General features: G+C 48.5%; 11 protein-coding genes. 6 read left to right on the top strand and 5 right to left on the bottom strand.

Going from position 1 to position 14,112, the window contains the following annotated elements:
- Nucleotides 1-52: 52 nt before the first annotated feature.
- The 3 genes from ACYVGO_RS36375 to ACYVGO_RS36365 all read right to left on the bottom strand — a co-directional run bounded on the left by ACYVGO_RS36375 (nt 53) and on the right by ACYVGO_RS36365 (nt 3,857).
- Nucleotides 53-1,282 carry a hypothetical protein gene (locus ACYVGO_RS36375; RefSeq protein ID WP_460973624.1) on the bottom strand — a complete coding sequence of 410 codons (1,230 nt, stop codon included), beginning with the start codon at nt 1,280-1,282 and terminating at the stop codon, nt 53-55.
- A 264-nt stretch (nt 1,283-1,546) separates the two neighbouring features.
- Nucleotides 1,547-2,908 (bottom strand): sensor histidine kinase, encoded by a 1,362-nt coding sequence (locus ACYVGO_RS36370; protein WP_460973622.1) that lies wholly within the window; start codon nt 2,906-2,908, stop codon nt 1,547-1,549.
- 1 nt (nt 2,909) lies between these two features.
- Nucleotides 2,910-3,857 carry an acyl-ACP desaturase gene (locus ACYVGO_RS36365; RefSeq protein WP_142770998.1) on the bottom strand — a complete coding sequence of 316 codons (948 nt, stop codon included), beginning with the start codon at nt 3,855-3,857 and terminating at the stop codon, nt 2,910-2,912.
- Between the two features lie 190 nt (nt 3,858-4,047).
- Between ACYVGO_RS36365 and ACYVGO_RS36360 the strand changes: the two genes are divergently transcribed.
- Both ACYVGO_RS36360 and ACYVGO_RS36355 read left to right on the top strand, forming a co-directional pair.
- Nucleotides 4,048-4,791 (top strand): lysophospholipid acyltransferase family protein, encoded by a 744-nt coding sequence (locus ACYVGO_RS36360; protein WP_142770997.1) that lies wholly within the window; start codon nt 4,048-4,050, stop codon nt 4,789-4,791.
- Between the two features lie 73 nt (nt 4,792-4,864).
- The gene (locus ACYVGO_RS36355) at nt 4,865-5,344 is read left to right on the top strand and encodes a hypothetical protein (protein WP_460973620.1); all 480 of its coding nucleotides are present in this window, start codon (nt 4,865-4,867) and stop codon (nt 5,342-5,344) included.
- A 9-nt stretch (nt 5,345-5,353) separates the two neighbouring features.
- Here ACYVGO_RS36355 and ACYVGO_RS36350 read toward each other — a convergent pair whose 3' ends face one another.
- Nucleotides 5,354-6,742 (bottom strand): sigma-54-dependent transcriptional regulator, encoded by a 1,389-nt coding sequence (locus ACYVGO_RS36350; protein WP_460973618.1) that lies wholly within the window; start codon nt 6,740-6,742, stop codon nt 5,354-5,356.
- Nucleotides 6,743-6,963: 221 nt separating this feature from the next.
- Here ACYVGO_RS36350 and ACYVGO_RS36345 point away from each other — a divergent pair, with 221 nt between their 5' ends.
- Entirely contained in the window at nt 6,964-8,700 is a 1,737-nt protein-coding gene (locus tag ACYVGO_RS36345; RefSeq protein WP_460973616.1) for an ArnT family glycosyltransferase, read from the top strand.
- Between the two features lie 311 nt (nt 8,701-9,011).
- A complete protein-coding gene (locus tag ACYVGO_RS36340) occupies nt 9,012-10,259 on the top strand; it encodes an efflux RND transporter periplasmic adaptor subunit (protein WP_142770994.1) in 1,248 nt (415 codons plus the stop codon).
- A gap of 98 nt (nt 10,260-10,357) precedes the next feature.
- Here ACYVGO_RS36340 and ACYVGO_RS36335 read toward each other — a convergent pair whose 3' ends face one another.
- Nucleotides 10,358-10,720 carry a four helix bundle protein gene (locus ACYVGO_RS36335; RefSeq protein ID WP_460973613.1) on the bottom strand — a complete coding sequence of 121 codons (363 nt, stop codon included), beginning with the start codon at nt 10,718-10,720 and terminating at the stop codon, nt 10,358-10,360.
- 97 nt (nt 10,721-10,817) lie between these two features.
- Between ACYVGO_RS36335 and ACYVGO_RS36330 the strand changes: the two genes are divergently transcribed.
- Entirely contained in the window at nt 10,818-11,495 is a 678-nt protein-coding gene (locus ACYVGO_RS36330) for an ABC transporter ATP-binding protein (RefSeq protein WP_111343606.1), read from the top strand.
- 113 nt (nt 11,496-11,608) lie between these two features.
- Nucleotides 11,609-13,993: an ABC transporter permease gene (locus ACYVGO_RS36325; RefSeq protein WP_460973611.1), complete on the top strand. Its 2,385-nt coding sequence runs from the start codon at nt 11,609-11,611 to the stop codon at nt 13,991-13,993.
- Nucleotides 13,994-14,112 lie beyond the last annotated feature (119 nt).

Genomic DNA, 14,112 nt, shown 5'->3' with positions numbered 1-14,112 from the left:
GGGATGGGATGATCAATACCTAATTAGGATGCTACTCAAGATTTAAATGCGTTTAACCTGCATACTGTTTAAAAACTGCGTATGCTATGCGCGCAGCTACATTAAAGTTGGAGAGTGGATCATCCAAAATACGAAAGAAGAATGGCGTGAAGTCAACAGATACGTGCTGTGCCACTTCTTGCTCAAATAAAGCTATCCATTTGTCAATTATTTCCTGCTCACTAAGACGATTACGTAACTGAGCAAAAGCTTGCTGCCTTTTGACCGGATCTGAAACAACAGTAGGCATACGTTTTGCTCGGGTCGGTAATCCTCTACGCTCAATAATGGTAAAGTTAGGCGTATATATGTATACAACTGGAGGCAATAAATCCATTGGAAGCATCAATAATTTCTGGCCAGTTGCATCTGATTTAACTTCGCTCTTATGCAGTAAGGCTCGTATAAATCGTTCAACCCGACTGTTAAATAATGGCCGATCTAATGTACCAAATAGTTGGCGTAGCTTGGGTTGAATACGGTCAATCCGACGGTCAACAACGTGTAAAGCATAAAGCATCTCTGAAAAGAAGGAGAATACGTTAGCTATTTCGTCACGTATATCTGCTGGCTGACCTTTGGCTAAATTTGTGTCAAGCAACCCTTTAATATCGTCAATTTCGTCAAAGGCGGCTGTCAACTCTTTGTTCTGCTCTTTGATTTTACCCAAACGAAACACAACCTGTTCAAGCGCTTGCCGAACCGAACTATCTGGTTGATTAGCATGTCGACGTAATTCCTCAACTGATTCTTGGATCTGCCTCTCCAAAAAGTCGATTTGATTCTTTAACTCTGGCTGAAAGGCCGCGAATGTTGATATTAACCAATCCCGTAGTGTCGGCTCGTTATTGGCGTCTCCAAGGCTCTTCTTTAGATTGCGACAGATGGTCTCAATCTTTGTGGGATTGAAGTTTTCCCAAAGAACATCATGGGCGCGTTTACAGAAGTCAATTGCATATGCTTTCAATGAAAAAACTTGCAATTGATCGTCATATCGTAGAAAGTATTCGCTGAGATAGCTAATCATGTCAGCGTAATACTCACGCTGCTGCCTGACCGGCTCAAAAAGTTCCTGAAAAGCGCGATTAATGTCTTCTTCTCGAAAAGTTTTATCTGGAAAAAGCCCCTTATTTAAACGGTCATATAGCCACATAATAACCATACCCGCTCTATAACCGGGGTATAGCAACCGATAAGTTCGGTTCCGTTGAAGTTCTGTAAGGAGATTAAAATTTGCACTCACGCTTAAATATAGGTAAAGTGCATATATAGCAAAAATATATTACATTTTCCGTATAGCCTTTATTGAAGTTAAAATAAAGCTTTATATCATTGTACAAATACAATATTTATTACCACTTAGTGGTTTAAATCGAATTCTTTATAGACAGGCCAACTTATTCCTCACCCACTCCTGCTCCACGCGCCAGCCGTTTCGGTTAAGCCATTGGAATAACGCTTGCTACTCGTCCGTCAGATAAGGCAATTTGTACGTATAACGAAATTTTCAGAACGTCAGGTTAAACGTGCTGCCTGCGCCGGGGTGGGAATCGGCGGTGAGTTGGCCGTTGTGGAGCTGCATGATTTGGCGGGATAAACTCAGGCCAATGCCGGAGCCGGTTTTTTTGGTCGTGTAGAAGGGGATAAAAATCTGCTCTAATGCTTCCGGTTCAATACCCGGCCCATTGTCGGTCACGCGAATAACTACGTGCGGCCCTAACGCTTCCGCATGAATGCCAATTACAGGCGTAATCCCTTTTTCGACGCTCTCGACTGCGTTTTTTACTAAGTTCAGGAGCACCATTTCAATTTGGGAGGCATCGGCACGAATGGCCAGATTGGGTGACCCAACCGTGCAGGCAATCTGACACTGGGGGGCATTCGCCTGAGCCAACTGCACAACCGTTCGCAACAGCGGCTCAACGGGCACATCGGCAAAAATCGGCTGTGGAATGGTGGTGAAATTCCGGTAGGCGTCAACAAATTGCATGATACCCGCTCCCCGTTGCTCAATGGTTGTCAGGGCGTCGCGCAGGTCATTGATGGATTCACCGACGACAGAGGGTATCGCGTTGAACTCATTGTCACTTGGTAAGGCAAAGGGCAACAAATCGGTTTCAACAATATCGCGCATCGTACCCGCCAGCGATACAATTGGGGTGATGGAGTTCATGATCTCGTGGCGTAGCACCTTCGTCAGGTTTTGCCAGGCATCCAGTTCCCGCTGTTGCAACTCCGAGCGAATGTTTTGCAGCGACACCACCGTTACCAGCCGCCCCCGCAGTCGTACGGCCGTACAACGTACCGATAGCTCCCCATCGGTACCGGTCTGATACGAAACCGGTGTGGGCGATGATTTGGCCGACATCAGCAACTCGCTCAATTCAGGGTTTGTTGCGTTCAGGTCGTTGAGCGTCCGCAGCCGGTAGATACCCAATAACCGCAACGCCGACTGGTTCACTAACTCCACCTGCCCGGCAACATCGAATGTCAGCAGGCCAACGCTGACGTGCTGAACAATCGTGTTGACATAATGCAGGTTAGCTTCTTTCTCGGCCCGCGCCTGCCGGAACGCATCCAGCACTTCATTGAACTGGTCATTCAGTTCGTAAAAGGAAGGCCCCAGATTGTTATCGGCCCGAAACGATACGGCAAAATCGGAGTAACGCACCGATTCCAGAAACCGGGTCAGTTTACGATTCAGGCTGGTGACGTAGCGATACAGATTGACCGTTAGAACTATATGTAAAATGGCTAATGGAAACAGCATTAAGCCATTTACTTCCTGTAACCGAAAGTACGTTATGGCACTAGTCAGGACAACAATGCCGAGGATGCGCCAACCTATGCCAAGAACGAATCGGTTCATACTAAGCCGAAATCCAGCTAAACGGGTACTCCAGCGTAGGCACTTTAGTCCGTTCCGCTATCCGACGCAACCGACCAGGCAAGGCCATCACATAATCGCGGGCGCGCTGACCGGCATCGTTCAGATCAGTAATTGTATCGATCTTCCAGTCGACCAGCAGGGATTCAGCGATCTCGATATAGTCGTAGGTCGTATAAACGCCCAGACGCTGAGCCGCATCCGAAAAATGGCTGAATGTCTGCCCAATTTTCACTCCCGACTCACGCAGGAAGTGAGCGGGCATCACAATTTTCTTCCGCATCATATCCTCAAACGCCAGCATCATTTCGGAAGGATCGACCTCAAAAATCTGCCGGACAAAGTCTTTGTAGGCTTTGGCGTGGCGCATTTCGTCGGAAGCGATTACTCCGCAAATTTTCGACAACTGGTTGCAACCGGCCTGTTTAGCCAGCGTAGCCGTCCGGCGGTGCGATACGTTGGTCGCCAATTCCTGAAACGAGGTGTAAATGAAGTTCCGGTACGGATCTTTACCCGTTCCAATGTCGAACCCATCGGCAATGAGGTACTGCGTAGATACTTCCATCGCCCGCATGTTGACTCGTCCCGATAGGTAGAGGAATTTGTTGAGTAAGTCGCCGTGGCGGTTTTCTTCGGCCGTCCAGCTCCGAATCCAGCGCGTCCAACCGGCCGGATTCCCCTGCTCAATCCCCTCCATATCCATCAGCCATGATTCATAGGTGGGCAGGGCTTCTTCGGTAATGGTATCGCCAACCAGTACCGCTACGTAATCGTATGAAAGCTCGCGGGTGCTTTCGCGAAGCAGTTTTATATCGTCCAGAAATGACTCTTTAGTCGAATCGGGCAGCAAATCGGACGGTTGCCAATTAGTCTCGATAGGCTTAAGAAATTCATCAACAGAAGCGTCGATTTTTTCGCCGACGAATCGCATAACATCCAAACGTGTGCCAGATAAAATCATATAACAAGTAACAACGAAACGGTTCAATTTACCTTATAACTACAAAGTTCGGCTAAAAGAGTCGATGTTTTAGGTTCACATTCGTTTTTCTTCCTGACTATACGCGACTCATGCTTAATTTTGGGGTAAACAAGTTGCTGCGCTGACACGTGTCGCCTGTATGAAAAAACTTCTTGATTACCTCTTAAGCTGTGTTTACCTGCTTTATTTTGGGTTCGTATTATGTATTTTCCATGTGGCTCAGGTCGTTGCCTTTAATTTATTTGGCCGACCTGCCCACAAAAAAACCGTTGACTGGATGAACGCGAGTATTGCGTATGGTTGGTACTTAACAGGCAGCACCATTCGTTTTCATCAACAACCCAACCTGCCCACCGATCGGCCAATTATTTTCGTGGCGAACCACCAGAGTATGTTCGACATTTCGCCGATTATCTGGTTTCTGCGTCGGCATACACCCACCTTTGTGTCTAAAGTCGAACTGGCGCATGGCATACCGGGAGTGTCGTATAACCTACGGAAAAGCGGAGCTGCCCTCATTGACCGTAAAGATCCCAAACAGGCCATTGTCGAGATTGCCCGATTGGGTAAACTCATTCAGCAGCACAATTTATCGGCAATGATTTTCCCGGAAGGAACCCGGACACGATCTGCAACCGGTGAGATGCGTCCTTTTGTAACAGGTGGCGTGGCAACATTGTTAAAACGAGCACCCAATGCGCTTGTGGTACCCATTGCCATTCGGGGAACGGGACATTTTAATCCCAAAGGCTTGTTCCCACTCACCTCGTTTTCAAAAATGTCGTGGCAAGTACTTCCCGGAATAGAACCTGCCGGGCGAACACCCGATGAGGTTGTTCAGCAATCTCGTGCAGCCATCGCCAGCGAGTTAGGCCACATTTAAATTTGAATAGAATTTGCCCCCTTTTTGTAAGTATTAAAAGAATATTCGTTTATTTACAAAAACGGATTGTCGAATGCCCCCTGATAAACCGGAACGCCGGACCGGACTCGATCAAATTGAACCTGTATTAGCTGATGTAGCTCAGAAAACTGACCGTTTGATCGAATCAAATGGGCAGATCCTCGTAATAGCTACTCGTGCAGATGCTAATGCCCAAATAGCGGCTCGAAGAGTCGCTGATTTGACCATTGAAATGCGTCAACGCTTTGAGCAAGTTGACCGTCGATTTGTGCGGGTCGACGAACGTTTTGATCAAGTCGACCATCGATTTGTACGGATTGACGAGCGTTTTGATCAACAACAAAATCAAATTGACCAGCGATTTGATCAACAACAAATCCAGATGGATCAACGCTTCGACCAACAGCAAAATCAAATCGATGATCTACGAACAGAAATGAGAGAAGGCTTCTTACAGGTGAATCAAAAATTTGAGCAAGTATCCCAAACTCAACAGCAAATCTTGACTCTTCTGCTAGATCGTATTAAATAGACAGCAAAATTACAACCCAAATTTCTCCAGTCTTCTATACAACGCCTGCCTTGATAAGCCCAGCTCTCTGGCAACATCGGTAATGCTGCCCCGATGCTTTTGCATAGCCTGTTGAATCAATTGCCGCTCCATGTCTTCCAGTTGCAGTGTTTCATTTACTGGCGATACCGATGCCGACCCGTTTTTGAAGATAAAATTCGTCGGTTCCAACAAAGTCCCTTGAGTGGCTCCCGGCACATCGGGCCGAGATAGAATAACTGCCCGTTCAACAGCGTGCTGCAACTCCCGAACATTGCCCGGCCACCGATACTGTTTCATTTCAGCCAATAAAGCGGGACTCAGCCCCGAAATCGAGCGGTTATATTGCTTTGCGTATTTTTTCAGGAAATGCTCGGCCAGTGGCCCAATATCAGACGGGCGTTCACGCAGGGCGGGCAGATGCAATTCAATCGTATTGATTCTATACAGCAAATCCTGCCGGAACGCTCGTTCGGCCACCCGCTCATTCAGATCGGCGTTGGTCGCGCAAATGAGCCGCACATCAATGGGCCGGGCTTTGTTCGAGCCAACACGGGTTACCTGTCGCTGTTGCAGAACCGTTAGCAAACGAGCCTGCTGGGCAGGACTCAGGTTACCAATTTCATCCAGGAAAATCGTACCGCCGTTGGCTTCTTCAAACCGACCAGCCCGGTCGTCGCGGGCATCGGTAAAGGCGCCTTTTACGTGGCCAAATACTTCACTTTCAAATAAGCTTTCTGTCAAAGCGCCTACATCAACGCTGACAAACGGCTTATCGCGCCGGTGCGACTGGTCATGAATAGCACGCGCAACCAGATCTTTACCCGTACCATTTTCGCCAAGAATCAGGACATTGGCATCTGTTGGGGCTACTTGTTCTACGGTATCCAGAACGGGCCGCATGGCAGACCCAATAATATTCGTTTGTTTGGTTGCTTTCTTGGCTGGCGATGATGAACTGTCTGCCTTACCGGCATCCTCTGCCTGCTGGCTCCCACCCGCTTTGCTAATGGCTCCGCGAATGGTTTCCAGGAATTTATCATTCTGCCAGGGTTTCAGCACGAAGTCAACGGCCCCCGCTTTAATAGCTCGCACCGCCATTTCAACATCGCCATAGGCAGTAAACAATACGACTCGCGCCTTGGGATCAATGTCTAAAATACGGTCGAGCCAGGCAAAGCCCTCACGGCCGCTACTCACATCGCGCTGAAAATTCATATCCAGCACAATCGCATCATAGCGATTATTATTAAGCAGGAACGGCAGTTTTTCAGGATTCTTTTCGATATCTACCGAAGCAACGTGACGCTTGAGCAGCAACCGGGCTGCCAGCAGTACGTCGGGATCATCGTCGACGAGTAAGAGTTTTGCATCTTGCATACACTAAAGATAACGAGTTAGACGATTTGTTGCACGCTACGCTCGATTCAAGAACGAATTACGGTTTTCTTACGTACTTTGACCCAATAAAAGTCGTTGAACGGTCATTTATTGTCATTATATGGTCATTGTTGTCATTGGGTGGTCATTCGTTGTTGTCGACCAGTACACAACAAGTTAATGACAATAAATGACCACCCATGACACCCAATGACCACCTAATGACTGACACGTCTTCTCCTCTTACCGACCGCTGGTTTTATGCCCTCGTGGCCGTTGGCGTATTTCTGAATGCGACCGGCCTGTTTCCACCCGTGATGGAACTCGACGGCGCTTTATATGCCTGCATCGCCAAACAAATGGCGCAAACCGGCGATTTTGTAAACCTCTACGCCGTTGGCACCGATTGGCTCGACAAGCCTCATTTCCCATTCTGGGTTATTGCACTAAGTTACCGAATTTTCGGTATCAATACGTTTGCCTATAAGTTTCCAGCCTTGTTGTTTTTCTTAGGCAGCGTGGTGTATACGTACCACTTCACCAGACTGACCTATTCAAAACTAACCGCTCAGGTAGCTTCTCTGGTACTGCTCACGGCATTTCACGGCGTTCTGTCCAATAGCGATGTACGGGCCGAACCTTATTTGATGCCGCTCATTATTGGGCCAGTTTATCATTTTTACCGGGTGTTTCTAGGTGACGGATATGCCATTTCTTCAAAAAATGGCATATCTAAAAATTGGGCACATCTGCTAATTGGCTCCTTCCTGACGGGCTGCGCCCTCATGACCAAGGGCGTTTTTGTACTTATTCCGATTGGTGCGGGTTTAGTACTGCACTGGTTGTTGACCGGCCACTGGCGGGAGCTTCTCAAACTACGTTGGTATGTAGCCATTGTCCTATCCTTCGCCTTTACAATTCCTGAAATCTATTGCCTATACCAGCAATTTGACCTACATCCAGAGAAAGTCATCTTTGGTCAAACGGGCGTATCGGGAATTCGGTTTTTCTTTTGGGATAGCCAGTTTGGGCGGTTCTTCAACACCGGGCCAATTAAAGGCGAGGGCGACAAGTTTTTCTTCGTGCACACGCTGCTATGGGCCTTTATTCCCTGGTCGTTACCGCTCTACATAAGCATCGGCAGGCGACTGATCGATTTGGTTAAGCGCCGGATTGGACCAGCGTTCCAGCCCGAATACATGTCGCTGGGTTCTGGCCTGGCTACGTTCCTTTTGTTTTCATTCTCCGGCTTTCAATTACCGCACTACCTGAATATCGTTTTCCCATTCTACGCGGTGCTGACAGCGCAGTTTTTAGTAGGTCTTCAATCCGTTAACCTGCGCAAATGGACAATTGCACAAACAGTAATCGGCTTTTTGCTGATTGTCGTTATGGCGGCTCTTTTATGGCTCGTCCAACCGGCCGGACTTGGTACAGCGCTGGGCTGGCTATTGACGCTTACGGTTCTCCTGTTCGTACTTTTTCGGCAGAACGATATGCTGTCGCTGATGGGCCGAATGGTGGGCGTGATGGTTGTTGTAGCGGGTTCACTGAATCTGTTTTTGTACCCAACTTTTTTGCGCTATCAGGCGGGCATGGCAACGGCCGACTATGCCAATACGCAACCAGCCCTAGCCAATCACCCGACGATATTGTATGAGCCCGGAACGGGCGTGGGTGGGGGCAGTTTTTGGTCGTATGAATTTTATGCAAAAGGGCCTACGGTGTACGCACGCACCGATTCTACACTAAGAACGCTGGTACAATCGGGGCCAAAAACGGTGTTTACAACCGCAGAATATGTTGATTCGCTCACGACGCACGGCTTTAGTGTTCATCGGCTGGCCATCTTCCCGTATTTCCACGTCAGCCAGTTGACATATGATTTCCTCAATCCGGCAACCCGCTCGCAAACGCTGCTGCCTTATGTACTCGTAGTGGTGAAGCAGGGGAAGTAGTGGAGTGAGTGAAGTAGGTGAAAGTAAGTGCAGTAAGTTCTACTACATTTACTATACTCATTTCACCCAATCCACTCATTTCACCTACTACACATACTCCACCATTACGCCAAACCTCAAAAGCGGACAAATTGCGTCCGAAAGCGGACAGCACTTCACAATACCAGCCAATTAAATACTTGATAATCAGCAACAGGCCTCAACTGGCATGACATTGGCACAGGTCATTATAACGAATGAGGTCCGGGCCGGTATTCGCTGGAACGCCAGCCCGGTCTTTCACACTTTCCCTCATTCACTCTTTAACTTAAATGGATCGCGTCTTACCTAAACGATTTTGGACTGTCCAACGCCTAGCTATCTTCGGGGGCGGTGCGGTGGTTCTAGGCTTATTAGCTTACACACTCTTCTTTGCCGACCGTCGGTCGAAGTTGAACGTTGAAAAAGATAAAATAACCGTCTCCGCTGTATCAACAGGGCCTTTCGAAGATTTTATTGCCGTAACCGGCGTTGTACAACCACTAAAAACGATCCGGCTCGATGCTATTGAAGGGGGTTATGTAACGCAGAAACTAATTGAAGGGGGTAACATGGTTAAGAAAGGAGAAGTACTCCTGAAACTCGAAAACCAGAGCCTGAAACTAAGCTTCCTCCAGTCAGAGACCGAAGCCAACCGACTTGTCAACGACTTACAAACTACCCGCCAACGCCTTCAGGTAGAGCGCTTTACCCTCCGAAAAACGTTAGCCGATCTCGATGCTCAGATCGATCAGGCAAAGGACTCCTACGATCGGCAGGCTAAGCTGTACAAGGACAAAGTCGTTTCGGAAGAAGATTATCTGAAAGCCAAACGCGCTTATGAACGGCTAACTGGTCAGCGTACCATTGAGATCGAAACCCAGAAGTACCAGGAGGAGAATGCAAAGTTCCAGATCAAACAATTGGAAGGCACCTTGCAACGTACACAGAAAAATGTGGCTCTTTGGCAACAGACACTGGATAATCTGGTTGTTAAAGCCCCGGTTTCGGGTCAGTTATCCAGCATCGATGTAGAAGTTGGCTCAAACATCAACCGAGGCCAGAACATCGGCCAGATTGATGACCTGAATGGTTTCAAAATGCGCGTCGGTATCGATGAACACTACATCAGCCGGGTGTTTTCAGGACTGAAAGGCTCTTTTGAATTCAACGGGAAAATGCACGATCTGGAGATTAGCCGCGTCTATCCAGAGGTAAAAAGCGGTCGGTTTGAAGTGGACATGATCTTTCCGAAGGGAACGCCCGAAGGGATCAAGCGGGGTCAGTCATCGCCGATTCAGCTGGAGTTAGGTAAAGCCGCCAAAGCGACGCTGCTGCCCGTAGGTGGTTTCTTCTCCGACACCGGTGGTAACTGGGTATACGTAGTGGATAAATCAGGCAAACGCGCCGTGAAACGTCCGATCACCCTTGGCCGCAAAAACCCTGAGTTTTACGAAGTCCTGACCGGACTGGAACCTGGTGAGCAAGTTATTACGAGTTCTTACGAAAATTTTGGTGATAACGAAGTACTGGAGTTTTAGGGAGAAAAGGGAGGAGTGGGACAAGAGGGAGGAAAGGGAATAAAATACGCACATTAGCATCCTTTCCTCCCCCTCGTCCCTCTCCTCCTTCCTCCCCTTTACGTAAACTTTTCTTCTCTTGCCTTAATCAAATTTTGCAACATCGAAGAAATGATTCGACTCTTTGTAAGCAGATCATTACCCGTTTCTGATGTTATAATTCCGATTCCTATTGCCAGATGAATTTGTGTTCTTAACTCACCATTCGAGCCTTTTGCAATGCGTAGAAACCGAATAAACTCCTTGTTAGTGTGTCGTTCAAAGCCTTCGGCAATATTTGATGGAACAGAAACCGACGATCGTTGCATCTGGTCACGCAGGCCGTAGTCTTTACAATCTGCCAGTAATTTGTATAGATCAATTGCCTGCGTTAATCCCTTTTGCCAAACTAAGAGATCTTCAAACTTTTCAACTTTAGCCATAAAATATAGGAGTTTAGGAGAAGTACGGCGTAAATGTATGGACTTCCAGTCCCTTTCCTCCCCTTCTTCCCCCTCCTCCCTTTTCTCCCCTACAACAATGATCCAAACAATTGACCTTCAGAAACTCTTCGCAACCGAAGAAGTAGAAACCACCGCTCTCAATGGCATCAATATGGATGTAAAAGACGGGGAATTTGTAGCTATCATGGGCCCATCGGGCTGTGGTAAGTCGACACTGCTCAACATACTGGGCCTGCTCGATAACCCCAGCGACGGGCAATATAATTTCTACGGCACCGAAGTGGCCAAAATGACTGAGCGTCAACGGGCACAACTGCGTAAAGGCTCTATCGGATTCGTATTCCAGAGCTTTAACCTGATCGACGAACTGACCGTTTATGAAAACGTCGAGCTGCCTTTGCTGTATCTGAAAACTCCGCCCGATGAGCGTAAAAAGCGCGTAGAGGAAGCCCTGGAGCGGATGAGCATCATGCACCGTCGGAATCACTTCCCACAGCAACTGTCGGGTGGTCAGCAGCAACGGACGGCCATTGCCCGGGCGGTTGTTGCCAAACCAAAGCTGATCCTGGCCGATGAACCGACCGGTAACCTCGACTCGAAAAACGGCGAGGAAGTCATGAAACTCCTCGGCGAACTGAACGACGAGGGAACCACCATCATCATGGTAACGCACTCACCCTACGATGCGGGTTTCGCGCACCGTATTGTGAACCTATTCGATGGTAAAGTAGTAACGGAGAACTTCCACGTGTAAAATCAGGGAGGAAAGGAAGGAAGGAGGAGAGGGAGGAAGGGAAAACCACAAAAGCTTATTTTCGCCCTTTCCTCCCCTTCGTCCCTCTCCTCCCTTTTCCCCTTTCCTCAACCATGTTCAGTAACTATCTCAAAATAGCCTGGCGAAACATTCGCTCCGGTGGCGGCTATTCCGTTTTAAACATCGGTGGTCTGGCGGTTGTGCTGGCGGTGAGCGTATTGCTGTTCTGGTGGGTGAAAGACGAGCTGAGCTTCGATCGATTCCACGCCGATGCGGATCGGATTTATCGGGTCAATGCTCATTTTGGGAAAGGTGCCGACGAAAACTTCTGGTCGGGCACTCCCGCTCCGATTGCCGTTGCTGCCGCCAGCAAAGTTCCTGGCGTTGAACAGGTTGTTCGCGTAGCAACCCTCTACGACTTTCGTACATTTCGGGTTAACGAGCGCGCGGGGGTCAAAACGTTTTCGGAGCAGTACGATGATGTGGCTTACGTTGACGAAAATTTCCTGAATCTGTTTACGGGTTTTGCCGTACGGAGTGGAGACGTTACAAAACCGTTCCCATCGCCAAACTCGGTAGTTATGACCGAGGAAATGGCGGAAAAATTCTTTGGTACGCCAGAAGCCGTTGGAAAAAAGCTAACGGTTCTGGATAGTAACCGGGTCTTTACGGTGAGCGCCGTATTGGCCAATATGCCCGACAATTCATCGATTCGAGCCAAGGTATTCTTTCCGATGAGTCTGAAAAAACGGACCTTCGGCGGGAATGGAGACTGGAAGCGCCTGGACGATGACTGGGGCAATTACTATTTTCAGACATTCCTGAAACTGAGCCCCGCAATTGAGCCTACCGCCATCGGTAAAAAACTAACCGCGCTTCAGGCTATAGCCCGTAATACCAAACCGGGCGACTCCTCATCTGATTACCAGCTTCAGGCATTTACGAAAACCCACTTTTACGAACCTAACGGCAAGGATACCGGCATGCAGCAGGTTCGGATGCTGGGGTTAATTGCCTTGCTGTTGTTGAGTATTGGCTGTATCAACTATATCAATCTGACCACCGCCCGGGCAACCAAGCGCGCGCGCGAAGTAGGTGTCCGGAAAGTGATCGGGGCCGAATCGCAGCAGTTGTTAGTTCAGTTGCTCGTTGAATCGTTACTGACAATGGGTATTGCGTTGCTGGCCGCTATCGTGTTGATCCAACTGATGATGCCGTATTACCTCGATCTGACAGGAAAAACGCTCGGTTTCTCGTTGCTCAATCCAGAAGTTTGGGGCTTGTTGATCGGCACATTGACACTTACGGTAGGCTTGGCGGGGTTGTATCCGGCCATCATGATGTCGTCCTTTAATCCACTTCGTTCGTTGCGCGGACGAGGTGCCCAAACAGGGCAGGCAGGATTACGCAAAGTACTCGTCGTTACCCAATTTGCGCTGGCAACTGGCCTCATCGTAGGCACGTTGGTCATTGGCGAACAGTTGCGCTATATACGGGAACGAGATCCGGGCTTTAACAAGGAGCATACCTTCGTGTTTTATGCGGGTAATAAGGCTCAGCAATACAAGCGCGAACTCGAAAAAGAGAGTAGCATCCGTGCTGTAGTTACGGCTACTGGAGGACTGGTTGGTGGTGGTGGCAGCACCGGCGATACCGATTGGGATGGTAAAGCACCAGATCGCTCATTCATTGTTAATCAGCTCGGTATCAGCCACGATTTCATTCCAGCCTATGGCATCAAACTAAGTCTGGGCAAAAATTTTACGGGCACTAAAGCCGACTCCACGAGTTTCATCCTGAACGAAACAGCGGTAAAGCAGGCGGGTATCACCAATCCAATTGGCAAGCGCTTCAAGTTTCACCAGACAGAAGGTCATATTATTGGCGTTGTAAACGATTTTACGACGGCATCGATCCGCTCCCAAATCCAACCCATGTTGCTGTTCAGCATTCCAGGCGACAATGGCATCATGCACGTCAAAACAACGGGTCAACAGGCATCCCAGGCCATTGCGGCTGCCGAACGGCTCTGGAAAAAAGACTCGCCCGGCAATGTATTTGAATACACTTTTCTGGATGAAACCTATAACCGGATGTACCGCACCGAGCAGCGCACCGGCCAGTTGTTTAGTTTCTTCGCTGGAGTCGCTATTATCGTTTGTTGTCTGGGCCTATTTGGTTTAGCCGCCTTCACGGCCGAGCAGCGCACCAAAGAAATTGGGGTGCGCAAGGTACTGGGCGCATCCATTACCGGCATTATTACGCTACTCTCAACAGATTTCCTAAAGCTAGTTCTGGTCGGCATACTGGTTGCCACACCCGTTGCCTGGTGGCTGATGAGTCAATGGCTACAGGATTTTGCCTACAAAATTGATATGGAATGGTGGATGTTTGTCCTGGCCGGATTACTGGCGGTAGGCATTGCCCTACTAACCGTAAGTTACCAAAGCATTAAAGCCGCGTTAATGAATCCGGTAACAAGTTTAAAAACTGAATAAGGGGAGGAAGGAGAAAAGGGAGGAGAGGGAGAAAAGGACAAAACAACATGAGCGTTATTTCCTTTTCTCCCTCTCTTCCCCTCCTCCCTCTCTTCCCTTTACTCCCCCTCCTCCCTCCT

The organism is Spirosoma migulaei (genome assembly GCF_054776855.1).
Note: the sequence above shows the minus strand (reverse complement) of the source record. Positions and strands in the feature narration are given on the sequence as shown.